Below are 26,011 nucleotides of genomic sequence, written 5' to 3'. Positions count from 1 at the left end.
CTTTTTTTTACTGAATTGTTTTCTAAAATTCTTGTAAAAAAATTTTTTTCTTAAATATTTTCGATCTAGATAGCATAAATGTATGAGTTTATAACCGTAAATAATATGTAAGTCAATCACTTAGAATATTATTTTATTATTTTATTTTTTTACATTATTTACTATCATTTTCAAACTATTTATGGTAAAATCGAAGATGGAGAAGGAAAAAATGAGGTGAAAATATGGCAATTCCAAAGTATCAATATATCAAAGATGAATTGAAAAACAAAATCATTTCAGGTCAATTTGCAAGTGGCGACAAGTTCTACACTGAAGCAGAATTGATTGCAATGTATGACGTAAGTTCAATCACTGTTGTTCGCGCCTTAAACGACCTTGCTAAAGACGGTTATATTGTCCGCCAACAAGGAAAGGGAACCTTTGTGGCTCGCGCTCGCAAGCACAAACTCGTAGAATTTTCTGATGTAGAAATTTTTGAAACCAAGGACGATAAAGTCACTGTTCTTTCCATTGAACGCGGTAACGATCTTTACTACTTAGAAAAATTGGGATTGCGTGGCGATCAATTTTATTACAAAATCGAACGTATCCGTGAATCTAACGGTGTTACTTATATCTACCACACATCTTATATCCCTGAACAATACATCAATGCAAACTATCCAAATCTTGAATACTATAGTTCTATCTATAATCGTTTCAAATTGGACTACCACATTCACATGAATGACGAGCATTTTGAAGAAATCAATGAAATTGTATTTCCAACTCCAGAACATGCTGCTTCTATCCTAGGAATCGACGCTCAGTTCCCAACTGTTCTCCAAACCAAGACAACTAAACTTGAGTCAACTGGCCAAGTGTTGGAATACATTGAAACTTACAAACGTTCTGATTTCTATAAGATTAAATTTATCTCATGTGATCGCGATCACTAAACATTAAAAAGTCTGAGACAATCGTTTCAGGCTTTTCTGTTTTTCATTATAGCACGCTAGCTTTTAGTAGGAAATATCAAATGACTTTAAACTATAATTTGGAGAAATTTTACTAAAAACAGAGTAAAAATTGAAAATTAGTTCAAATTAAATAACTTCTTATATTTTTTATAGGTATTTTATTAAAATACTTGACTTTACTAGTTTCAGATAATACAATGGAATCAGTTTGTGAAAACGCTACCAAAACAATAAATTAGGAGGTTATTTAATGAAACCAGAAAATAAACAGCGTTTCTCTATTCGTAAATACGCAATCGGAGCAGCTTCTGTCTTGATCGGCTTTGCCTTTCATGCGCAAGCTGTTGCCGCTGATGGAGTCGTACCTACTACAACAGAGAATCAACCTACTATCCAAGCTACAGGTGAATCGTCTCCACAGGCTAGCGAAGAAAAACTTGAAACTGGTCCTACACCAGAAGCCGTAGCTCCAGCAACTCCAGTAACAAACACTGAAGCACCAAAAGTTGAAGCTACTCCTGCACCTGTCGTAGAAAAAACTGTTGCAACCGAAGAAACTCCAGCAAAACCAGAAGTAACTGAAGAAGCTAAGCAGCCAGAACCAGAAAAGGTAGAAAGCAAAGAAATTGCTAAAGTTGAAGCTCCTGCAGTCACCACAGAGAGAGCAGCTCAAGTCAATGAAAAACTGGCTAAAAAGAAAATCGTTTCAATCGATGCAGGGCGTAAATACTTCTCTCCTGAACAACTGAAAGAAATCATCGACAAAGCCAAACACTATGGCTACACTGATCTTCATCTCCTAGTCGGCAATGATGGCTTGCGCTTTATGCTTGATGATATGTCTCTAACTGTAGGGGACAAGACTTATGCAAGCGATGATGTCAAACGTGCTATTGAAAATGGAACAAATGCCTACTACAACGATCCAAACGGCAATCATCTAACTGAAAGCCAAATGACCGACTTGATTAACTATGCTAAAGATAAAGGTATTGGACTTATCCCATCTGTTAACAGTCCTGGTCACATGGACGCTATCCTCAATGCCATGAAAGAACTGGGTATTGAAAAGCCTAACTTTAACTATTTTGGTAAAGAATCAGCACGTACTGTCGACCTTGACAATGAAAAAGCAGTTGCCTTCACAAAAGCTTTGATTGACAAGTATGCAGGCTACTTTGCTGGTAAGTCTGAAATCTTCAACATCGGTTTGGATGAGTACGCTAACGATGCTACGGATGCTAAAGGATGGAGCGTTCTTCAAGCCTATAAATGGTATCCAGAAGATGGATTCCCAGACAAGGGCTATGACAAATTCATCGCCTATGCTAATGACCTAGCTCGTATCGTCAAATCTCACGGTCTAAAACCTATGGCCTTCAACGACGGTATCTACTATAATAGCGATACAAGTTTTGGTACCTTTGACAAGGACATCATCGTCTCTATGTGGACTGGTGGCTGGGGCGGTTACGATGTCGCTTCTTCTAAATTACTAGCTGAAAAAGGACACGAAATCCTCAATACTAACGATGCTTGGTACTACGTTCTCGGCCGTAATGCCGACGGACAAGGTTGGTACAACCTGGACCAAGGATTGAACGGTATTAAGAGCACACCGATTACTTCTGTACCAAAAACAGAAGGAGCTGACGTTCCTATTATCGGTGGTATGGTAGCTGCTTGGGCTGATACTCCATCTGCTCGCTACTCTCCATCTCGTCTCTTCAAACTCATGCGTCAATTCGCAAACTCAAATGCTGAATACTTCGCTGCTGACTACGAGTCTGCTGAACAAGCTCTGAAAGAAGTTCCAACAGACCTTACTCGCTACACAGAAGAAAGTATTGCAGCCGTTAAAGAAGCTGAAAAAGCCATCCGTGCTCTCGATAGCAACCTTAGCCGTGCTCAACAAGATACTATTGATCAAGCGATTGCAAAACTCCAAGAAGCTGTTAGCAACTTGACCTTCACTCCAGAAGCTCAAAAAGAAGAAGATGCTAAACGCGAAGTTGAAAAACTAGCTAAGAACAAGGTAATCTCTATCGATGCTGGACGTAAATACTTCACGCTAGACCAACTTAAACGCATCGTAGATAAAGCCAGCGAACTCGGTTACTCTGATCTTCACTTGCTCCTTGGAAACGATGGACTTCGCTTCCTACTTGATGATATGAGTATCTCAGCAAACGGCAAGACTTATGCAAGCGACGATGTGAAAAAGGCCATCATCGAAGGAACAAAATCTTACTACGACGATCCTAATGGAACTACTTTGAACCAAGCTGAAATCACTGAGCTTATCCAGTATGCTAAGGACAAAGGGATTGGATTGATCCCAGCTATCAATAGCCCAGGTCACATGGATGCTATGCTTGTCGCTATGGAAAAATTAGGCATCGCAAACCCTCAAGCCAACTTTGACAAGGTTTCAAAAACAACTATGGACCTTGAAAACAAAGAAGCAATGAACTTTACAAAAGCCCTTATCGGTAAGTACATGGACTTCTTTGCAGGCAAGACTAAAATCTTTAACTATGGTACAGATGAGTATGCTAACGATGCTACCAATGCTCAAGGGTGGTACTACCTCAAGTGGTATGGTCTCTACGTCAAATTTGCTGAATACTCTAATAGCCTAGCTGCCATGGCTAAAGAAAAAGGCTTGCAACCAATGGCCTTTAACGATGGCTTCTACTACGAAGACAAGGATGATGTTGAGTTTGATAAAGACGTTATCATCTCTTACTGGTCTAAAGGATGGTGGGGTTACAACCTTGCGTCTCCTCAATACCTAGCAAGCAAAGGCTATAAATTCCTTAACACGAATGGAGATTGGTACTACATTCTCGGTCAAAAACCAGAAGATGGCGGTGGCTTCCTCAAGAAAGCTATTGAAAATACTGAAAAAACTCCATTTAACCAACTAGCATCAACTAAATATCCTGAAGTTGATCTACCTACGATTGGTAGTATGCTAGCTATTTGGGCTGATAGACCAAGCGCTGAATACAAGGAAGAAGAAATCTTTGAACTTATGACTGCTTTTGCAGATCACAACAAAGACTACTTCCGTGCTGACTACAAAGCACTACGCGAAGAACTTGCTCAAATCCCTGAAAACTTAGAAGGATATAGCACAGAAAGCCTAGACGCTCTCAAAGTTGCTAAAGAAGCTCTTAACTACAATCTTAACCGTAATAAACAAGCTGAGTTGGATGCACTTGTAGCTAATCTTAAAGTAGCTAGACTAGGTCTTAAACCAGCTGCAACTCACTCAGGAAGCCTTGATGAGAGTGAAACTGCTGCTACAGTTGAAAACCGACCAGAGCTTCTAGTTAAGACAGAAGAAATTCCGTTTGAGATTGTTAAGAAAGAAAATCCTAACCTACCAGCAGGAAAAGAGAAAGTCATCACTGAAGGTGTCAAAGGTGAACGGACTATCTATCTTTCAGTTGTGACTGAGAATGGCAAGCAAACAGAAACAGTTCTTGAAAGACAAGTAACGAAAGAAGCTGTTAATCAAGTTGTCGAAGTTGGAACATTAACAACACATGTAGGAGACGAAAAAGGTCAAGCTCCTGTTGTAAATAAACCTCGTGTAGTCATCGAAGATGAAGAAATTCCATTTACAACCATCACTCGCGAGACTCCTTCACTACCTAAGGGACAAACTCGTCTAGTAACTGCAGGTGTCAACGGTCGTCGTAGCCATTTTTACTCTGTGACTACTGCTGCTGATGGAACTGAAGTTAAAACATTGGTTACTAGTGTTGTCGCTCAAGAACCAGTCGCTCAAGTGATCGAAGTTGGCAACCCTGTCACTCACGTCGGCGATGAACATGGTCAAGCAGCTATCGCTGAAGAAAAACCAGCACTCAAGATTCCAAATGTGCCAGCTCCTGTTGCGGAAGAAAAACCAAAACTAGAAATTCCAAATGAACCAGCTCCAGCATCTGTTCCTGCTGAGGAAAACAAAGCTCTTCCTCAAGGCCCAGCTCCTGTAGCAAAAGAAAATAAACTTCCTGAAACAGGAAGCCAAGGTTCAGAATGGTTGATTGCTACTGGTCTTATGACTGCTCTCACAGCTTACGGACTTAGCAAGAAAAAAGATTAAGCACAAATAAAAAGCGGGACAAAAGTCTCGCTTTTTATTGTGATCATTAGTCACCCAAACCGATGCGTTCGAAAATTTCATCAACACGTTTAGTGTAATAAGTTGGGTTGAAGATTTCGTCGATTTCTTCTTGAGTGAGACGTGAAGTCACTTCTGGATCTGCTTCGAGAAGTGGTTTGAAGTCAACTTGGTTATCCCATGATTGGGCAGTCTTTGGTTGAACAAGGTCGTAAGCTTGCTCACGCGTCATGCCTTTTTCAATCAAAGTCAGCATAGCACGTTGGCTGAAGATCAAACCAAATGTAGAGTTCATGTTGCGGATCATGTTTTCTGGGAAGACTGTCAAGTTCTTAACGATGTTTCCAAAACGATTGAGCATATAGTCAATCAAGATGGTTGTATCTGGTGCGATGATGCGCTCAGCTGATGAGTGAGAGATATCACGCTCGTGCCAGAGTGACACATTTTCATAAGCTGTGACCATGTGACCACGGATCACACGCGCAAGACCCGTCATGTTTTCAGAACCGATAGGGTTGCGTTTGTGAGGCATTGCTGAAGACCCTTTTTGACCTTTGGCAAAGAACTCTTCCACTTCACGTTGTTCTGATTTTTGAAGACCACGAATCTCAGTCGCCATACGCTCGATAGAAGTTGCGATGCTAGCAAGAACTGCAAAGTACTCAGCGTGAAGGTCACGAGGAAGCACCTGTGTAGAGATTTCTTGGGCACGGATACCCAATTTATCGCAGACGTATTTTTCAACGAATGGTGGGATGTTGGCAAAGTTACCAACCGCACCAGAAATCTTACCAGCTTCCACACCAGCAGCCGCATGCTCGAAACGCTCGATATTCCGTTTCATTTCGCTGTACCAAGTGGCCAATTTAAGACCAAAAGTTGTCGGCTCAGCATGCACACCGTGGGTACGCCCCATCATGATAGTGAACTTGTGTTCTTTCGCTTTATCAGCGATGATATTGAGGAAGTTTTCAAGATCCTTGCGGATGATGTCGTCGGCTTGTTTGTAGAGGTAACCATAGGCAGTATCCACCACGTCAGTAGATGTCAAACCATAGTGAACCCACTTGCGTTCTTCACCAAGAGTCTCAGAAACCGCACGTGTGAAGGCAACCACGTCGTGGCGAGTCTCCTGCTCGATTTCCAAAATACGGTCGATGTCAAAGTCCGCTTTTTCACGAATCAAAGCCACATCTTCCTTAGGGATTTCTCCCAATTCAGCCCATGCTTCGTCAGCCAAGATTTCCACCTCAAGCCAAGCACGGTATTTATTTTCTTCAGTCCAAATGTTCGCCATCTCAGGGCGAGAATAACGTTCGATCATGTTGTTTCTCCTTAATATTCTATAAAATATTTCTTATCTTGTTCTACCAAAAAATATTTCTTTGTCTTTTATTTTGATCGGAAATTTTATAAATTTTCTGTTATCTTCTGCCATACCTGCTAACTGAGAACACTTTGATAGCATAGCATCTTGACCACCTAACATTCCCCATTCCCTCTTAGGCCTCATTAAGTCTTGAGATAACGTTGTAAATTGCGACACTGGAATATCTGACTTTAGGAAGTTATTATTTGCCTTCTTGGAATCATGCATCATAAGAAATTGTTTAAAAACTATCTCCCACTCATCTTTTGAGAATTGTTCCTTAACCTTTGAATTTATATTTATCGAAGGTTTGTTTTTTAAATAAAACATTTCAACCCCCTCGGTAAATTCGTTCACAAAGTATTCCATATATCTTTCTATAGAGAAAAAAATACTATTTTCATTACTATTACTTATAATTGACTCCAACTGTTGATAATAATGTTCTAAAAATAACAAACAATAATCATAAAATTTTTTTATCTTAATAAAATCCAATGTAAAGTTTGGCTGTGTTTCATGTGCAGCCATATTTCTATTCTTGTTAATTATTGTCTCGAAATCATCTAAATCCTGTTGGCCTTCAAAAAAACTTATTCGTTTTTTTTGATTAATTTTTTTTGCTGTAATACTCTCTACATTTAAACCAAAACTTTTAAAAATAGAATCTCCACTATCCTTTTTTACATACAGAGGTTCTTTTTCATTTTTTATTCGAAAATATTGTTTAATATGTTCAGGAATGTCTTCATCGACATTTACAATATTATCCCTAAACAATTTTAGTGATTGTTCAGTAAATGTTGCGATAAGGAGAATTAGATGGCGTTTTTCAATACTATACTCTTCTTCCATCTCCGTTAGCTGCATTTCTAATCTCTCAAATTCAGTCAATATGTAACGAATATCTTCTCCAAGATAGCTAGGTAATCTTACAAAAAACCGCCTCATCTCAGCCCCTCGCTCAATATTTCTTTAAATATATCAAGACGTTTTTTTAAATTATCTATATTTGTTGTTCTACGAGTAAAGGGCAACTTTTTCTCTGAGCTCAGTTCCTTTATCTGACAATAATTTCCTTCAGAAAAATCAAGATTTACTTCACCTCTAATTGATGCCATAAGCAGTACAAATACAGTCTCAGCATACACCGAATTTATATTATGTTTGTTTCGACCTAAAAAATTAGGGTATTCTTCTGAATAATATCTTTCCAATGCCTCTTCAAAAACATTAAGTTCCTTATATCCATTTTGATATTTTTCCATAAAACAGTCAATTTGATTTTTCAAGATAATAGAACTTGAAATTTTAGCACGGACAATTTCTCCAAGATCGTTCTTTATCAATCCTTCATAATCATTGCTCACAATACTATCTATTGAAACAATACGTAAAATCAGCTCATCTATTTTATACTTCTTATAATCTTTTTCAGTAAAACGCTTTTCAAGCATTCTCCATTTAAAAGATAACTCTTTAATCCTTTCCATCAAAGGACCTGGGTATAAAGCATTTCTTATTTCTTGAGAAGTTAACTTAACACCACCAGTATTTATTCTTTCAAACACATGTTTTTTTATGTCGTTTTTTCTTGTAGATGGATAGCGTTGTTCGAAAAAAACAATATTCGCTTCACCGTCTCTCAGTCTATCCTGCTCTTCTGGCGTTAACTCACTAAATGATTTCCCACGCCATTTGGAGCTGACTGAATTATTGTTACTTAGTTTGAACATTATTTTTTTATCAGGTAATTTTTCTTCACTCATAAAGGTTGCTATTGTAATAATTCTTTGCAAACCATCTATAATATCATTTGTATCATCTTCATTTTTATAAATAAAGAAATTAGGTAAGGGTATTCCTAGTAAAATAGAATCGATTAATCTCGATGCCATATCCTGTGTCCAAACGTATGCTCTTTGTAAATCAGGAATAACAAACTTTTCCTTTCTGTAAAGCTGAGCTATTCTCTCGAATGTATATGTTGTATTCCAATACCTAATTTTAAAAACAGTATCATCAATACTTGATAGATCATCAGATTGAATCTCAACTTCCTCTATTCCAGTTTCTTTTTTCCCCACTTCATAAACCTCCTTAAAAAACTTTAATAAGCAATTTCTACCTATCCCGAAAATCTAACATAACACTGTCTACACCTATTTTTTACTCCTCAAACTCCTCCACCTCATCCGGCACACTACTAAACAAAGTCACATGTCCCATCTTGCGATTGTGCTTCGCTTCTATTTTACCATACATGTGGAGGTGGGCGCTTGGATTTTCTGTGACATATTTTTCAGCAGCCTCAACATGCTGGCCGAGAATATTGAGCATAACAGCAGGAGCATGAAGGTGAATTGCTGGGAGTGGTACTCCGAGAACGCCCAAGATATGGGTGTCAAACTGGGAGAAGTCGCAGGCCTCAATCGAGTAATGACCTGAATTGTGTGGACGTGGCGCAATTTCATTGACAATGATGTCGTCAGCAGTCGCAAACATTTCCACGCAGAGAGTTCCAGACAAGTTAAGCTGTTCTGCAATTCGCACTGCCATGGCCTTGGCTTTCTCAGCCAAACTATCAGAAATGCGAGCAGGCACAATGGTTTTTGAAAGAATGTTGTTACGATGGATATTCTCCTGAATAGGGAAGACTGTCACATCCTTGCCATTACCTGACACGATGACAGAAATCTCAAGGTCAAAGTTGACAAATTCTTCCAAAACACAGTCTGCTGAATCAGCTAGTGCATAGGCTTCTTCCAAGTCTTCTTCTGAACGAATAACCTTTTGACCATGGCCATCGTAGCCACCGGTCGCAGTCTTGAGAACATAGTTTTTAGAGAGGTCGATATCTGCCAAGTCTTGGCTTGAGGCCACAACCTTGTATGGTGCCACAGTGACTTGTGCCTTATTGGAAAGAAAGTCTTTTTCAAAAATACGGTTTTGGGAGATGCGAAGTAGGTCGGTTCCTTGCGGGAGCTGTCCTTCTTTGATAACAGCGTCAAGGCCGTCAGCATCGACATTTTCAAACTCATAAGTGAGGACATCACATCGGTCTGCTAACTGACGAAGGGCATCCACATCATTATAAGGAGCCACGATGATTTCCGCCACGCGAGAGGCTGGACAATCCACTGCAGGATCCAGCGCGATAACCTTGTGACCCATGTAGATAGCAGAAATGGCCATCATCTGACCAAGCTGACCGCCACCAATAATTCCGATTGTTTTAGATGAGCTCATTTGTAGACTCCTCTGCGATTTTTCCTTGTTCTTCAGCAAAGTTAGCAAGCGCATCTGCAATGGCCTGGTTTTCTACTGAGAGGAGACGGAGGGCAAAGAGGGCCGCGTTAGTCGCTCCAGCCTCACCGATAGCCATGGTTGCGACAGGTACCCCACCTGGCATCTGAACGATAGAGTAGAGAGAATCCACACCGCTAAGCGCACGTGATTTGACGGGCACACCAATGACTGGAAGTGTAGTCTTAGCAGCGACCATCCCTGGCAAGTGAGCTGCACCACCCGCACCTGCGATGATGATCTTGATGCCACGGCTACGTGCTTCTTCCGCATGTTTGAACATGAGGTCTGGTGTACGGTGTGCGGAAACAACTTTCTTTTCGTAAGCAACACCGAAGTTGTCAAGGACTTCAGCGGCTTTTTGCATGGTTGCCCAGTCGGATTTTGAGCCCATGATGATGGAAATTACTGGTTTAGTCATAATTTTTCCTTTTTCTTCCTTTTTTGACAATCACCTTAGGTTGTGAGGGACGGCAGCAGCCACCAAAGGTGTCTCATGCCTAAATCGGAAGCCTTAAGTCTTCCGATTTCCCTGAACGATTGGCTTATAATCCAATCGTTCTTTCACAACGGCGGTGATTGTCGCTCATTGGCTCGCTTTCGCTCGCCATGACAACTATAATATCTTTTAATCTTTTATAGCCTTGCTACCAATGTCATTTCGGTAGAACAAGCCTTCTGTGTTTTGTTTGTTGAGTTCGTTGTAGATAATGTTTTGGCCGTCTTTGACGGTGTCTGCTGTTGTGACGAGCATATAGACGCGTCCGCCGTTTGAGAGGAGGTCTTGACCATTTTCAGCGAATTTAGCACCAGCATAGTAAGTGATGATGTCGCCCTCTGTCTTGGCTGGAAGTTTGACACCCTTCTCATAAGCAAGTGGATAGCCATTTGAGGCTACAACCACACCTAGTGTCACACCCTTGTCCGTCCAAGTGATGGCTGGCTTTTTGCCATCCAAAATGTCAGTGATGTTTTCTGCAAAGTCAGATGTCAAACAAGGTAAGATGATTTGCGTTTCAGGATCACCAAAACGTGAGTTGAATTCGATGACTTTAGGGCCATCAGCTGTCAAGATAAGTCCAGCGTAAAGGACACCAGTGTAAGGACGACCTTCTTTGATCATTCCTTCAAGAACTGGCTTGACAATAGTGTCAACCGCTGTGTCAACCACGCTCTGTGGCAAGTGAGGAACTGGCGCATAGGCACCCATCCCGCCAGTGTTAGGGCCTTTGTCGCCATCGTAGGCACGTTTGTGGTCCTGTGCCGTTGGCATAATGTAGAACTTATCACCATTGACAAAGGCAAAGAGAGAGAACTCTTCCCCGTCAAGGAATTCCTCGATGACCACGCGCGCGCCTGAATCACCGAATTTATTGTCCAAAAGCATCTCATGAGCGGCTTCAACTGCTTGCTCAACTGTCTCCGCAACAACGACACCTTTCCCAAGGGCCAAACCATCTGCCTTGACGACGATTGGAGCTCCTTTTTCCTCGATGTAAGCCTTAGCTTCCTCGAAATCTGAAAAAGTCCCATAGGCTGCTGTCGGAACGTCGTATTTGACCATGATTTCCTTAGCAAAATCCTTAGACCACTCCAGCTCAGCTGCAGCTTTAGTCGGACCAAAAGCTTTGAGACCAGCTGCATTGAAATCATCTACAATACCAGCTGCAAGGGCATCATCCGGTCCAATAAAGGTCCAAGCAATGTCATTTGCTTTTGCGAAGTCAATCAGCTTAGAATGTTCGGAAATAGAGATATTTACCAAATCAAGTCCGTCTAAAGTCATCCCATCATTCCCAGGAGCCACAAAAACCTGCTCAACGTCTTTAGACTCCAACAACTTTTTGGCAATCGCGTGCTCACGACCACCTGAGCCAACAACTAACAGTTTCATCTCTCAACCTCTTTTGCGAATTATTTACTAACATTATATCATAAACGTTCGTTTTAATCTTGTTTCGTTAAGCTTTTTTAAGCAAAAAAGGAAAGAAACTGTTTTCTTCCCTTTCGTTTTCTTAATGTCTAAAATGTCTCACGCCTGTGAAGACCATAGTCAAGCCGTATTTATCTGCAGCTTCGATGGATTCTTGGTCACGGACTGATCCACCCGGTTGGATGATGGCCTTAATACCTGCTTTGGCAATTTCTTCCACGTTATCCGCAAATGGGAAGAAGGCATCAGAAGCAAGAACAGCGCCATCCAGACGGTCTTTAGCTTGATCAATAGCGATACGAACAGAAGCTACACGGTTGGTTTGACCAGGGCCAACACCAAGTGTCATGTGGTCATTGGTCACGATGATACCATTTGATTTGACATACTTGATAGCCTTCCAAGCAAACTCAAGGGCTGTCGCTTCTGTCTCAGTTGGTTGGCGTTTAGTCACCACTTGCCAGTCTGCCGGGCTTTCTTTGATCACGTCTTGGTTTTGAACAAGGAGTCCACCAACAACACCTGTGTATTCTGCTTCTGCTTCGCTAGCGTCTTGAGCATCAAATGGCAAGGCAAGGATACGCAAGTTTTTCTTCTTAGTCGTCAAGATTTCAAGTGCTTCGTCAGAATAGCTTGGTGCAATGATGATTTCAAGGAAAACACCGTGCATTTTTTGAGCTGTCGCAGCATCTACTTCACGGTTGAGAACGACAATACCACCGAAGATAGAAACTGGGTCAGACTCATAAGCGTAGTCCCAAGCAGTTTCGATATCATCAGCTTGACCGATCCCACATGGGTTCATGTGTTTGAGAGCCACAACGGTTGGACGATCTTTGAAATCACGAATGATACGGATAGCGGCATCAGCATCACGGATATTGTTGAATGACAATTCTTTACCGTTAAGCTGTTTAGCTGAAGCAATTGAGTAAGCTGTTGGCAAACCTTTTTGATAGAAGTCTGCGTCTTGTTGAGGGTTTTCACCGTAACGCATTGGTTGCTTAAGGTCATAGGTCAAAGTGAGTTTTTCAGGTTTGCTTTCCCCTACTTGAGCTGTGAAGTATTCTGCGATTAAGGCATCATAAGCCGCAGTGTGACGGAAAACCTTAGCTGCCAAACGTTGACGAGTTTCGTAACTTGTTTCGCCGTTTGCTGCCAATTCGTCCAAAACAACCGCATAGTCAGCAGGATCTACCACAACCGTTACGCTAGCGTGGTTTTTAGCTGCTGAACGAAGCATTGATGGACCACCGATATCGATGTTTTCAACGGCATCCGCATAAGTCACGTCTGGTTTGAGAATGGTTTCCTTGAATGGATAAAGATTTACCACCACAAGGTCGATCAAGTCAATCTTGTTGTCCTTGGCAGCCTCTAGGTGGCTATCGAGGTCACGACGAGCGAGGAGACCACCGTGGATATTTGGGTGGAGGGTCTTGACACGACCGTCCATCATTTCTGGAAAACCAGTCACATCGTCAATGGCAATGGTATCTACCCCAGCATTGTCAAGGGCAACTTTAGTTCCACCTGTTGAGATGATATCCCAACCGAGTTTTTTAAGTTCTTGGGCAAATTCAACGATGCCCGCTTTGTCTGAAACACTAATTAGTGCACGTTTAGTCATGTTAGTTTTTCCTTTATACATTAAATACCTTACTTCTATTAATAATTTTAATTGATTTATATTGCGTCCATTTGCCCCAAATGGTAGATCATATATTATGATATCCCACAACCAAATAAAGAATAAAATAATAAACAATACAATAAGTAATAATCCTATTAATATAGCTGCACTCTTTGTATCCTTTTGTATCTCGTCAAATAAATTACCACTGAAGAAGAATTTTAAATTAACATTCAGTACTGGTAAAATTGCAATCGATAGTGTAACTGATAACGCCTTCGAAATTGTAGAAAATCTTCTTTGGCGATTTTCTATAAATTCCCGACATTCTTCTATTAAACTTTCGACTGCATTTAGAGGACTTTCAGAAAAATTTTTTATGATATATTCTTTTAATTTCTCTGACCTAGTTGCGTAAATATTGGGAACTCTTTTAGATTCTCGAAATATAAAGAATGTAGTTATAACTAGAGTAATAAGATCGATTGCTAAAAACGAGATTATCACCCAATACCAATAAATATTTTTTAAAATCAGTGGAGATAATATAAACAATATATATAATATATATAGTAGTATAATAGATATATAAAATATTCTTTTCAACCGATACCATTTAGGGTATTTACTTTTTTCCTCTTTGTTAGAATACTTGCTTATATTTTTTACTTCGTTCGATAACTCAAAATAATATTTACTTAGCATTTCTTTCTTTCCTCTCCACTCCCAAAAGTTCCAACACCTCTGGATAAAGTTTGTACTCTGTTGCGTGGATGCGAGTTTCGAAAGTATCAAGGGTATCACCTTCAAAGCGTGGCACTCGGACTTGTTTGATAACCTTACCAGTGTCCACACCCGAATCCACCCAGTGAATGGTCACACCAGACTGGTCAACGCCTGCATTCCAAGCATCCTCAATACCATGAGCGCCTGGAAATTCAGGGAGATAAGCTGGGTGAATATTGATGATACGGCCTTCATAAGCTGCTAACAAGGTTGGACCGACGATTTTCATGTAACCTGCGAGACAAACCAAGTCAATCTGGTGTTCATCCAAGAGCTCGACAATGGCTCCTTCGTAGTCTGTCTTGTTCTCAAACTCTTTGAGTTCGAAGGCATAAGATAAAACCCCTAGCTTTTCTGCACGCTCAAGTACATAGGCATCCCGGTGATCTGAAAAGACAAATTCAACTGGAAATTGCTCTGCAATGACTTGAAAGTTTGAACCATTTCCAGAAGCAAAAACAGCAATTTTTTTAGCCATTATTTTATCACCACACTTGCATCTGTCTTCTTGACAATCCGACCAATTTCATAAACAGGTTCGTCAAGAAGTTCTTTGACACGTTCCACATTTTCTGGCTTCACCGCAAGCATGAGACCAATCCCCATATTGAAGATTTCAAACATCTCTTCATGTTTGATTTGGCCATATTTTTCAAGAGCTTTGAAAATTGGAAGAACAGGCACTTTGCTTTCATCAATTTCAGCAGCCAAATCATCAGTGAACATCCGTGGCACATTTTCGATGAAACCACCACCTGTGATGTGGGCAATACCATTCACCAATTCCTCTTTAATGAGTGGCAAGACAGCCTTAACATAGATGCGAGTTGGTTCCAGAAGAACGTCTTTAAGTTTTTTGCTTTCAAGTTCTGGGAGAACTTCTTCACCTGTGTAATCAGCAAAGACACGACGCACGAGTGAGTAACCGTTTGAGTGGATACCGCTTGAAGCAAGCCCCAGAATCACATCCCCTTCAGCTACTTTTGAGCCGTCGATGATTTGAGATTTTTCAGCCACACCGACTGCGAAACCAGCCAAGTCATAGTCGTCTTCGCCGTACATGCCAGGCATTTCAGCCGTTTCACCACCGATAAGGGCTGCACCGGCTTGTACACAACCTTCAGCCACACCAGCAACCACTTGTTCTAGCTTAGCTGGTTCATTTTTCCCAGTTGCGATATAGTCCAAGAAGTAAAGAGGCTCTGCCCCTGCAGCGATGATATCGTTGACACACATAGCCACACAGTCCTGACCGATAGTATCGTGCTTGTCGTACTTGATAGCAAGCATAAGTTTAGTTCCGACACCATCTGTTCCTGAGATCAAAACTGGCTCTTTAACACCTGTTTTTGAAAGGTCGAACATGCCACCAAAACCACCAAGAGCTCCCATAACACCCGCACGCTCTGTACGTGCTACGTGTTTTTTGATTCGTTCTACAACCTCATAACCCGCTTCAACGTCCACACCTGATTGAGCGTATGCATTCTTATTTGTCATTTTATTCATTCCTTTTCTTTAATCGAGAGTCTTTAGCCGTCTATTTGTAAAAACTGATCTTGTCATCCAAACTTCTACGATAGTCTTCTTCATAGTCGTAGAGAGGCGTTGGGTAGTCACCGTCAAAGTAAGCGACACAGAGACCGCCATTTGGCGCATCTGTTTCGATGCCGATAGAATCAATCAAGCCATCAATAGAAAGATAAGTCAGACTATCCGCACCAATGATTTGGCGAGTCTCTTCGACCGTATGATTGGCCGCAATCAGCTCCTGACGTGTCTGGATATCAATCCCGTAGAAACATGGATAGGCAAGAGCAGGACTACCAATGGCAACGTGTACTTCTGATGCCCCCGCTTCTTTCAAGAGTTGGACAATGCGACGTGATGTTGTTCCTCGTACAATCGAATCATCAATCATGACCACGCGTTTGCCTTTAACGACACCAGAAACGGCAGACAATTTCATCCGAACCCCTTGCTCGCGCAATTCTTGAGTCGGCTGGATAAAGGTCCGTTGCGTATATTGGTTCTTGATGAGACCCATCTCATTTGGCAGACCAGATTCTTCCGCAAAACCCATAGCGGCACTGAGTGAGGAGTTTGGTACCCCAACTACGATATCAGCTTCATGCTTGAATTCACGTGCCAATTGAGCTCCCATTCGCTTACGTGCCGTATGAACATTGACTCCGTGGATGTTAGAGTCGGGACGGGCAAAGTAGATATACTCCATGGAACAGATTGCCAGCTGAGTATCGTTTGTATAGCTGTCATACTGGATGCCATTGTCATCAATGATGACAATTTCGCCTGGTTTCACATCGCGAATCCACTCAGCACCGATTACTTCAAAGGCACAGGTTTCAGATGAAACCACTACTGCTCCATTAGCCATTTTCCCGATTGACAGAGGACGGAACCCGTTTGGATCAAGCGCTGCAATTAACTTATCTTCAAACATCAAGAGATAAGCAAAACCACCTTTAACAAGACTGAGGGCTTCCTTAATTTTACCCATCAGGTTTGGATTGTGGCTACGGCGAATCAAGTGAGCCAAGATTTCTGAATCAGAAGTCGAGCTAAAGATTGCTCCTCTTTGTTCCAATTCTTTCTTGAGAGATTCTGCATTGGTCAAATTCCCATTATGAGCCAAACCAAACTGCATATCGTGAAAGCGAAAGAGGAAAGGTTGGATATTGTCTACAGAAGCTTCTCCCGCAGTCGCATAACGCACGTGTCCAATCGCTCCAGTTCCTGTCAATTTATCCAAATTCGCAGGATTTTTGAAGACTTCTGATAAAAGCCCCATATCACGATGACGCTTCAATTTCCCTTTGTCATTGGAGAGGATTCCTGCCCCCTCCTGACCACGGTGCTGAAGACTATGGAGTCCAAAATAGGTCAATTTGGCAGCGTCTGGGTGACCCCAGATACCAAAAACACCACATTCTTCATTAAGAGATTTTACTTCGTATGTCATTTTATATACCTAATTTTCATTTCTGCATCATTCCTTAACGATACTAGAGCGGAATGATACGGTAGAAGCTCGTTTCACTCGCAACAACAAATCATTTGCAATTATCGCAAGTTGCATCTACTTGATTTTACATTTACTGATGCTTATCTATTAGAAAATCTGCAAAGCCTATTTCCCAGTAAAGTATTTAACCGCTGATGCAAAGAGATATTGGTCTTTATTTCCTGGAATATTTTGGAAGAGACCGTCTTCGAAACGTTCTGAGTGCCCCATCTTCCCAATAATTTGACCGTTCTTACTTGTGATACCTTCAATCGCATTGACAGATCCGTTAGGATTGTATTTTGAATCCATGCTTGGTTTTCCTTCGAAGTCAACGTATTGGCTAAAGATTTGACCATTATCACGGAGCTCCGCAAATTCCTCAGCAGTCACGACAAACTTACCTTCACCGTGTGATACTGGAATGGCATGGATGTCACCAACTTCCACTCCAGCAAGCCATGGCGAGTTCGTGTTGGCAATCCGTGTTTCAACCATCTTAGCCACGTGTTGGTTAGCATCATTGTAGAAGAGGGTTGGACTGGTACTGCTTGCATCTTCAAAGTTACCGTATGGAAGAAGACCTGATTTGACAAGAGCTTGGAATCCGTTACAGATACCGATAATCAAACCACCACCTTCGATGAAGCTATCAATGGCTGCACGCACTTTTTCGTTAAGCAAGATATTAACGATAAATTTAGCAGATCCATCTGGTTCATCCGCTGCTGAGAAGCCACCTGCAAAGAAGATAATGTTGGCTTTTTCGATGTTGTCAACCATGGTGTCAACCGACTTGACAATGGCTTCTTCATTCAGTGTGACAAATGGTACCAAGTTGACTGTTGCACCTTCTTTTTCAAAGGCCTTAGCGGAGTCATACTCCGAGTTAGTTCCTGGGAACACCGGGATGTAAACCACTGGTGTCTCAACTGTTTCTTTAGCTTTGATCACAGCATCAGATGCCACAGCAGGTACTTCTTCCAACTCAGTTGCTTGTGCAAATTCCGTTGGGTAAACCTCTTCCAATTTACCTTGGAAGGCACTGTCAAGCTTGTGTCCATCAAGCGTTACATCATTGACAGAAAGTGTAAAGTCAGCTACTGTTCGTCCAATCTTGGCAACACCTGCAATGTCTTCAGGAGATGTGAAGACGAATCCACCCAATTGAGCTGTCAAGGCAGTCTCAAGATTTTCAAGGGTTACAGTGGCACCAATATGGTTACCAAATGTTGCAAGAGCAAGAGCTTCAACCACACCACCATATTTGACAGCTGATGCAGATGTGACTTTATGGTCAGCTTGGATGTCTTCAAATTGAGCAAAGTTAGACTTGATGAGATTGAAATCAATTTCTTGTGCCAAAGCTTGACCTGGGATGTAGTAAATATTTTCACCAGCAGTTTTGAATTCCGGAGAAAGTACCTTGCGGCTATCTGCAGTTGTTACCCCAAAAGCAACCAAGGTTGGTGGTACCGTCAATTCTTCAAAAGTACCAGACATAGAGTCTTTACCACCGATAGATGGCAAACCAAGTTGAATCTGAGCTTCAATGGATCCAAGGAGAGCAGCTACTGGTTGACCAAAACGCTCTGCTTGTTTATCCATACGCTCGAAGTATTCTTGATAAGAGAAACGAGCCTTAGACCAGTTGGCACCAGCAGCAACCAAACGAGCGCTTGCTTCGATAACCGCATAAGCAGCACCATGGTATGGAGACCATTCTGCTACATAAGGATTGAACCCTTGCGCCATAACAGAAGCAGTTGTAGTCACGCCATGTTGAACTGGCAATTTCTGTACAGAAGCTTCAGTTGGTGTGATTTGGTAGCGACCACCAAGTGGGTGGTTAACTGTTGAACGACCAACTGAGCTATCAAAGATGGTTTGTAAACCTTTTTGACTTGCATGGTTAAGGTCAGCCAAGACTTCAAGAGTATCAGCCTCAAGGGTTTCAGCAGATGTTTGACGTTCTTCTGGAAGCTTGACATCCTTGTCAACCACCTTAGCATCTACAACTACGCGCACACCGTTTGTATCAAGGAAACGACGTTCCAAATCAACGATTGTTTCACCATTCCAGTGCATGACAAGGTTTGGTTTCTCAGTCACTGTCGCAACGACAACCGCGTCAATATTTTCTTTATTACATTCAGCAACGAAAGCATCTACATCTTCTGGACGAACCACTACGGCCATACGTTCCTGAGATTCAGAGATAGCAATTTCTGTACCGTTCAAACCTTGGTATTTCAATGGTACTTTGTCTAGATCAATTTCAAGACCATCTGCCAATTCACCGATAGCCACACAGACACCACCAGCACCAAAGTCATTTGATTTCTTGATTAGACGTGTCACTTCTCCATTACGGAAAAGACGTTGAATCTTACGTTCTTCGATGGCATTCCCTTTTTGAACTTCAGCACCAGCTGTTTCAACAGATTCAACCGTTTGAACTTTAGAAGAACCTGTCGCACCACCGACACCGTCACGTCCAGTCTTACCACCAAGCAAGATAATCACATCACCTGCTTCAGGTTTTTCACGGACAACATTTTCCTTAGGAGCCGCACCGACAACTGCACCTAGCTCCATACGCTTAGCGACGAAACCTGGGTGGAAGTATTCACGAACATAAGTTGTTGCAAGACCAATTTGGTTACCGTATGAAGAATAACCGTGAGCCGCTGTTTTAGAAATCACCTGTTGTGGCAATTTACCAGCGCGAGTTTCTGAAATTGGAGCTGTGATATCACCAGCACCTGAGATACGCATGGCTTGATAAACGTATGAACGTCCTGACAATGGATCACGAATGGCACCACCGATACAAGTAGCTGCCCCACCAAATGGTTCAATTTCAGTTGGGTGGTTATGAGTTTCGTTTTTGAACATGAGGAGCCATGGTTCTTTGACACCATTAACATCCACTTCAATTTCAACAGAGCAGGCATTGATTTCATCAGACACTTCCATGTCGTCCAAACGATCATTGGCACGCTCATAGCGACCAAAAATAGTCGCCATATCCATCAAGGTTTGAGGTTTTTCTGTGCGTCCCAACTCATAACGCATGGCAATATACTTGTCATAAGTCGCCTGCAATTGTTTTTCAAATTTAGAAGCTGAGAAGTCGATGGTTTTCAACTCAGTTTCGAAAGTTGTGTGACGGCAGTGGTCAGACCAGTAAGTATCCAAAACCTTCAACTCAGTCTCAGTTGGCACACGTCCAATAGATTTGAAGTAATCTTGAATGAAGAGAAGGTCATCCACTTCCATTGCCAAGCCTTGCTCAGCCTTATACTTAGCAAAATCTTCTGCTGTATAGCTTTCAAAGAAATCCAAGTTTGGAATGGTCTTGTCAGACTCAGAGAAATCCTGCTTCGCAATGCCAACAGTGATATCTTTGAAACGAGAATCCACTGGATTCAAGAGGTAATTTTTGACAGCTTCCAACTCATTCGCATCAATATCCTTGTTAACCAAGTAAAGTTGCGCTGTATTAACTGTTACATCATTTGAACTACCAAGCAACAGCAAAGCTTCTTGTGAAGATGCCGCACGTTGGTCAAATTGACCCGGCAAACTTTCGATAGCAAAGAAAGCAACCTTCTCAAGATCAGCCTTAACCGCAGCCTCGTCCAAAACAGTATCGGTCACTTGTTCAGAGAAGATATGTTTTTCCGCACGCGCAAACAAGTCCTCTGCCAAATTAAAGACATCGTAAACCTGAACGATTCGAAGATCATTCAACGTTTTCAACTGAAGATTATGCTGCAATTCTTTTACTAATGAGTCCGATTTCACACGAAAATCAGCTTTTTTCTCAACGAAAATACGTTTATCCATTTTATTTCCTTTATTTCTATTAAAATAGGTTATCGAAGACGAAGGTTTTCCGTTTCAAACAAGTTACTTCAAGCCCTGCAATTTTTCTAAAACGACCTTGTAAACATCCGTTAAACTGCCCAAATCTCTACGAAAAACATCTTTATCCATGTGATGACCTTCCGCATCCCAAAGACGGCAGTTGTCTGGTGAGAATTCATCTGCCAAGATAATCTTACCGTCCTTATCAAAACCAAATTCCAATTTGAAGTCAATCAAGCGAAGACCAATTTGTGCAAACCAATCTTTCAGCAATTCATTGATACGACGCGTTTCTTCCTTGATATAAACAATTTGCTCATCATTGGCAATATCCAAGAACTTCACATGCTCATCATTGATGAATGGGTCATCCAAATCATCGTTCTTGTAGTAAAATTCAACGATTGGAGTTTCCAGATTCAAACCTTCTTCCACACCAAAACGTTTTGAGAAAGAACCCGCAGTCACGTTACGAAGAACAACCTCCAAAGGAATGATTGTCACTTTCTTGTTGAGTTGTTCTGTGTCAGAAATACGTTCGAGAAAGTGTGTCGCCACACCAGCCGCATTCAATTTTTCAAAAATAAGAGACGAAATCTGATTATTCAGCACACCTTTACCCTCAATGGTCTCTTTGCGAGCTCCATTCAGCATGGTTGCCTGGTCCTTGTAGACCGACTTAATCACATTTTCGTCTTCTGTAGTATAGATATCTTTAGCTTTTCCCGTATAAATAAGTTTACTGGACATTTTCTTGTTCGCCTTTCGTATTACTTTACATCATTCTAACACAACAGACACCAAAAATCAAATATTTCACGAACTATATTTGATATCATATCTGAAAAAGTACAGAAAAATCGCAAACGAATTTTCATTTGCGATTTTCTAAGATTGAATTGAGTTAAAATGAGAACTTTATTCTTGTTTCAAAAAACGATCAAGATAGTAGCGTAAAAAACTCTTCCTACCTGTAATCATAGTCAAACGACCTTCAAGTCCATAACGAAGTTTTTCTGCTTGTTCAGCATTCAAATCCGTCTCTGCCTCTAATTTAAAGAAATTGCCCTTTTCTGTCTGAGTCGCACTGGTATCGATATTCGTAATCTTGGATGTCAATACTAGCTGCTTATTGGCATCCGTTACCGTTGTAAATCGTACCTCATTTCCAGGCTTGAGACCAGCCACTTCCTTAGAACTGATATAAGCTGTCAGTTTTGCCTTCCTCTCTCTAGCCAACTGCGGAAAAAGGTGAGCGAGGATAGTTCCTTCTGGAATGATGGTAGATCGACTATGCTCAGGATTCAAATGTAGAACACCATCTTCTGTTGCTGTAATTTTCTCCTTCTCTAAAAGATTCCCTTGAATCTTTTTACCCGACTCCGCTTCAAGAATTTTCTGATCCAAGAGCGTTAATTCCTGGCCTACCTTGGCTAGTTGCTGAGATTTTAATGACTCCAACTGACTTCCCAATCCAGATGCATAAGCTTGCTGGGCTCCTGAACCTGCATACTGTACTCGATAACCTGCAAGAGTTGACTCCAACTGAGTGATTTGAGCATCTAGCTGAGATAAGGCCTGCTGTTTGGTTTCCGATCCTTGCTCCTTTGTCGACTGATAAATAGCATAAGCTGGATGATCACTCTCTAAGTGTCCATCACCCTGAATAGCAGACTTGGCTTGCTGATATTCTTTAATTTTGGACTGGGTTTCTCCGATGAGATTGCCTAATTCTGCCTGACTACCACTGGCTGCTGCATTTTGAGATGATATACTAGCATTTTGTTGCTCAACCTGACTCCGTAAACTAGCAACTTGATTTAGATAATCTAAAAAACTATGCTGATAGCCAAATTTATCTGCTTCTGGAAATTGATCACTTCCTGCTTGAAGGCTTGCTTTTAAATACTCCAGTTGAACCTTCTGATCCTTGAGCATTTCCAACTGACTGGCATAATTCTCAGCCTGAACGGCTTCTGCTCCCTCTTGGTATTGAACGAGAAGATCCCCTTGCTTGACAAACTTATTTTCAGCCAAATGATTCGCCACAATCTTACTATTACTACTAGACTGAATGGTAGCAATGATACGAGCAGGTTCTACCGTAGCTCCAGCTGTCAAGCTTATCTCCTTTTGGGCAAAGATTGAAAAAACGATCAGGAACAAAAACAAGATAAAACTTGGAAAAATCACATAACTAGAAAAATTATGGTAACGACGATTGTAAAACTCAGCACTTTCTAAAAATTCTGATTGCATCTTTTCTCCTCTCTAACTATTCACCAAGTGGGCATAGAAACCACCCTGAGCCAGTAATTCCATATGTGTACCCTCTTCGACAATCTTTCCCTGATCCAAAACGACAACCTTCTCTGTCCGCTCAGCAATGGTCAAGCGGTGGGCGATGAAAATCAAGGTCTTATCCAAAGTCATCAGATTATCGACAATTCGCTTCTCGGTCAAAATATCCAGACTGCTGGTCGCCTCATCCAAGATCAAGACAGGCGCATCGGTCAAGAGAGCACGCGCCAGAGCGATCCTCTGACGTTGACCACCTGAAATGCCCGATCCATCCGAAGTCAATTCTGTCTGGTAATTCAGTGGCATGCGCTCAATATCCTCCCGAATCTCTGCCAACTCCACTGCTCTCAAGATATCCTCCTGGGTCGTCCCCTCCTTAGCTCCGAGGAGAAGATTCTCCAAGATCGTTCCATTGAAAACATAGGGCTGCTGAGGCAGGTAGTTGATATACTGGCGCAGAGCCTTTTTATCAATCTGATTGAGATTGACACCACCCAGACTAATCTCCCCCTGACTTGGATCGTAAAAATTAACCATCATCTTAGCCAAGGTCGTCTTACCCGATCCTGAAATTCCCACAAAAGCCACTTTAGAGCCTTGCGGAATGGTTAGATTGATGTCCGACAAGACATCTCGACCATAGCCATACTTGTAGTGAACCTGCTTGAAAGTCATATCTCCTTGCAGCAAGCTCAAATCTGAGACTGTTTTCTTTTCCTCAAACTCAGATGTAACCAGATAAACTTCATTGAGACGGTTATTGGCAACCTGCGCTGTCTGAAGCTTGGTTTGCAGATTGATGATATTCTCCAAAGGATTTGTAAAGTAAATAAGCAAGGTATTATAGGTAATCAACTGGCCCAAACTCATCTTATTATCCATGACTAGGAGAGCCCCCATCCAGAGAATGGCAACATTGAGCAAGAGTTGGGCAAGCTTTTTCAGAGCCTTTTGCTGACTTTCTGCTCGACTGTAAGTAAAAGATTTTTTCAGATAATCTACAAATTCCTTGTCAATCTTTTGGTAGCGTGAACTTTCACTAGTTAAGGACTTGATGGTCTCAATACCATTGATGTCCTCAATGATAGAAGAAGACAGAACCGCATTGGCTTCCATAGTTTCCCGATTCATCTTTTCAAAGGGCTTCATAAAAGCAAAGATAATCACTGTGTAGATAGGAAGGGCTAGTAAACTCATGAAAAAGAGATTGCTATTCTGCGAAAATAGAACTACTGAAATAATCAAGACAGTAGATACATCCAAAAAGATTGACAGAATGGTCGAAGCCAGCGCATCGATGATACTATTTGCATCCGTGAAACGAGACACGATTTCCCCTGTCCGTCGTGTCGCAAAAAAGGACATAGGTAAATGAAAAACGTGCTTGATGTAGGATAAAATCACGTCAATCGACAAGCGTTGCCCCAAAACAAGTAAGAGATACTCCTGGGCATAAGATAAGATTTGCTGAAGGACATAAACGATGACTAGCCCTATCGAAATAATTCCCAGTGTCGAGCGCATCTGATCTGGTACATAAGTGTCAATGATAGACTGCAGATAATAAGAACCCACAATGTTAATCAAGGTCACCAAGAGGGTCGCCAAAACGATATTAACAATCAAACCTCGCTGTTTCACTAATATAGGGATAAAGGAAAGCAGACCATTTTTTTGTTCCTTATGAGGCTTATAAGTCGGAGATGGTGCCATAAAAATAGTGATTCCTGTCCACTCCTTGGCAAAGCGTTCACGAGAAATCTTGGTCAGCTTAACACTAGGATCTGGATCAGCGATATGAATGTTGTTCTTGTCCTGCCCAGTCACTACATAATAATGGAGCAATTTTCCTTCCTTAAGCACATGAGCCACAAAAGGAAAGGTTACATCCGGCAAATCAAACAAGGTCATGTCCGCCTTTATTGCTCGCGTCTCAAAACCAATTTCCTCTGCAACCTTGACTAAGCCTAAAGCCGTAGTCCCATCCATGGTCGTCTTGGCCAACTCTCGCAAGTGAGCCAGAGAATAATAACTACCATAATAACCAAAGACCATGGCTAATGAAGCCACACCGCAGTCCATCTGGTCTACCTGAGGACGATAATGCCGTTTACTAAATTTCATATTCTACTCCTTTTCCTAACAATCTCCAAAGAAAACTTTGTAAGATTATTTTATCCAAACAAAGAAGCAAAAAGAAAATTATTTCTAAAAAAACAATAACTGCACCTGAACGGCACTTTTTCCTAAATAAAAATAGGTAGAAGAAACGTCCTACCTAGAAAATATAATGATTAATATTTCTTACCTTTTCCAATTTTTTTACGATTTGCCACAAATTTTTAAATTAACGTCTACTTCCTAAATAACGCCCAAACATATAAGAAGTTCCTCCTAAAACTCCCCAAGCAATCGCCGTGGAAGCACTAGCAATGAAACCTCCCTTAGTTACAGCCAAGTCTTCCTCTGTCATAATAGCAAATTTTTTACTCAGTTTCTTCATCTTTCATCTACTCCTTTTTAAATAATACTAGCTAATCCAATAGCTACTCCAACCAAAAGTCCTACTATTCCTGAGGCTGATATAATGATAGCCGCAAATTCTTCTGAGATATTCATTTATTTCTCCATTCTTTTTTAGTTCCTATTTCATTGATAACAACTAAAAGATGATTATTCAATAGC

General features: G+C 41.3%; 17 protein-coding genes and 1 pseudogene. 2 read left to right on the top strand and 16 right to left on the bottom strand.

Going from position 1 to position 26,011, the window contains the following annotated elements; all coding sequences use genetic code 11:
• Nucleotides 1–224 precede the first annotated feature (224 nt).
• Both HMPREF2619_RS00235 and strH read left to right on the top strand, forming a co-directional pair.
• Nucleotides 225–941, top strand: coding sequence for a GntR family transcriptional regulator (locus tag HMPREF2619_RS00235; protein ID WP_070457995.1), 717 nt, complete (start codon nt 225–227; stop codon nt 939–941).
• Nucleotides 942–1,212: 271 nt separating this feature from the next.
• The gene (gene strH, locus HMPREF2619_RS00230) at nt 1,213–5,079 is read left to right on the top strand and encodes an LPXTG-anchored beta-N-acetylhexosaminidase StrH (RefSeq protein WP_070457992.1); all 3,867 of its coding nucleotides are present in this window, start codon (nt 1,213–1,215) and stop codon (nt 5,077–5,079) included.
• A gap of 46 nt (nt 5,080–5,125) precedes the next feature.
• Here strH and purB read toward each other — a convergent pair whose 3' ends face one another.
• The 16 genes and pseudogenes from purB to HMPREF2619_RS11310 form a co-directional block, all read right to left on the bottom strand.
• Nucleotides 5,126–6,424, bottom strand: coding sequence for an adenylosuccinate lyase (gene purB / locus HMPREF2619_RS00225; protein ID WP_070457989.1), 1,299 nt, complete (start codon nt 6,422–6,424; stop codon nt 5,126–5,128).
• A gap of 33 nt (nt 6,425–6,457) precedes the next feature.
• Nucleotides 6,458–7,420: a hypothetical protein gene (locus HMPREF2619_RS00220; RefSeq protein WP_070457985.1), complete on the bottom strand. Its 963-nt coding sequence runs from the start codon at nt 7,418–7,420 to the stop codon at nt 6,458–6,460.
• Nucleotides 7,417–8,556, bottom strand: a complete 1,140-nt coding sequence (locus tag HMPREF2619_RS00215; protein WP_070457982.1) for a DUF262 domain-containing protein — start codon at nt 8,554–8,556, stop codon at nt 7,417–7,419. The genes HMPREF2619_RS00220 and HMPREF2619_RS00215 overlap by 4 nt, the downstream gene beginning before the upstream one ends.
• Nucleotides 8,557–8,638: 82 nt before the next feature.
• Nucleotides 8,639–9,718: a 5-(carboxyamino)imidazole ribonucleotide synthase gene (gene purK / locus HMPREF2619_RS00210; RefSeq protein ID WP_070457979.1), complete on the bottom strand. Its 1,080-nt coding sequence runs from the start codon at nt 9,716–9,718 to the stop codon at nt 8,639–8,641.
• Nucleotides 9,705–10,196 carry a 5-(carboxyamino)imidazole ribonucleotide mutase gene (purE, locus tag HMPREF2619_RS00205; RefSeq protein ID WP_070457976.1) on the bottom strand — a complete coding sequence of 164 codons (492 nt, stop codon included), beginning with the start codon at nt 10,194–10,196 and terminating at the stop codon, nt 9,705–9,707. The genes purK and purE overlap by 14 nt, the downstream gene beginning before the upstream one ends.
• 30 nt (nt 10,197–10,226) lie before the next feature.
• Nucleotides 10,227–10,343: pseudogene (locus tag HMPREF2619_RS11725) on the bottom strand (phosphoribosylaminoimidazole carboxylase).
• Between the two features lie 60 nt (nt 10,344–10,403).
• Nucleotides 10,404–11,669 (bottom strand): phosphoribosylamine--glycine ligase, encoded by a 1,266-nt coding sequence (purD, locus tag HMPREF2619_RS00200; protein ID WP_070457973.1) that lies wholly within the window; start codon nt 11,667–11,669, stop codon nt 10,404–10,406.
• Between the two features lie 121 nt (nt 11,670–11,790).
• Nucleotides 11,791–13,338: a bifunctional phosphoribosylaminoimidazolecarboxamide formyltransferase/IMP cyclohydrolase gene (gene purH, locus HMPREF2619_RS00195; protein ID WP_070457970.1), complete on the bottom strand. Its 1,548-nt coding sequence runs from the start codon at nt 13,336–13,338 to the stop codon at nt 11,791–11,793.
• A 697-nt stretch (nt 13,339–14,035) separates the two neighbouring features.
• Nucleotides 14,036–14,605 carry a phosphoribosylglycinamide formyltransferase gene (purN, locus tag HMPREF2619_RS00185; protein WP_070457964.1) on the bottom strand — a complete coding sequence of 190 codons (570 nt, stop codon included), beginning with the start codon at nt 14,603–14,605 and terminating at the stop codon, nt 14,036–14,038.
• Nucleotides 14,605–15,627 carry a phosphoribosylformylglycinamidine cyclo-ligase gene (purM, locus tag HMPREF2619_RS00180; protein ID WP_070457961.1) on the bottom strand — a complete coding sequence of 341 codons (1,023 nt, stop codon included), beginning with the start codon at nt 15,625–15,627 and terminating at the stop codon, nt 14,605–14,607. The genes purN and purM overlap by 1 nt, the downstream gene beginning before the upstream one ends.
• Before the next feature lie 40 nt (nt 15,628–15,667).
• Nucleotides 15,668–17,110, bottom strand: coding sequence for an amidophosphoribosyltransferase (gene purF, locus HMPREF2619_RS00175; RefSeq protein ID WP_070457959.1), 1,443 nt, complete (start codon nt 17,108–17,110; stop codon nt 15,668–15,670).
• Nucleotides 17,111–17,278: 168 nt separating this feature from the next.
• A complete protein-coding gene (locus HMPREF2619_RS00170; RefSeq protein WP_070457956.1) occupies nt 17,279–21,004 on the bottom strand; it encodes a phosphoribosylformylglycinamidine synthase in 3,726 nt (1,241 codons plus the stop codon).
• A 63-nt stretch (nt 21,005–21,067) separates the two neighbouring features.
• Nucleotides 21,068–21,775, bottom strand: coding sequence for a phosphoribosylaminoimidazolesuccinocarboxamide synthase (purC, locus tag HMPREF2619_RS00165; protein ID WP_070457953.1), 708 nt, complete (start codon nt 21,773–21,775; stop codon nt 21,068–21,070).
• 168 nt (nt 21,776–21,943) lie between these two features.
• Nucleotides 21,944–23,284: a bacteriocin secretion accessory protein gene (locus HMPREF2619_RS00160; RefSeq protein WP_001190313.1), complete on the bottom strand. Its 1,341-nt coding sequence runs from the start codon at nt 23,282–23,284 to the stop codon at nt 21,944–21,946.
• Nucleotides 23,285–23,296: 12 nt separating this feature from the next.
• Nucleotides 23,297–25,450: a peptide cleavage/export ABC transporter ComA gene (gene comA, locus HMPREF2619_RS00155; protein ID WP_070457951.1), complete on the bottom strand. Its 2,154-nt coding sequence runs from the start codon at nt 25,448–25,450 to the stop codon at nt 23,297–23,299.
• Nucleotides 25,451–25,673: 223 nt separating this feature from the next.
• Entirely contained in the window at nt 25,674–25,829 is a 156-nt protein-coding gene (locus tag HMPREF2619_RS11310) for a hypothetical protein (RefSeq protein ID WP_186821472.1), read from the bottom strand.
• Nucleotides 25,830–26,011 lie beyond the last annotated feature (182 nt).

It is taken from the genome of Streptococcus sp. HMSC074B11 (genome assembly GCF_001808705.1).
Classification (GTDB): Bacteria; Bacillota; Bacilli; order Lactobacillales; family Streptococcaceae; genus Streptococcus.
The sequence above is the reverse complement of the archived record's forward strand: the minus strand, read 5'-3'. Positions and strand labels throughout refer to the sequence as shown.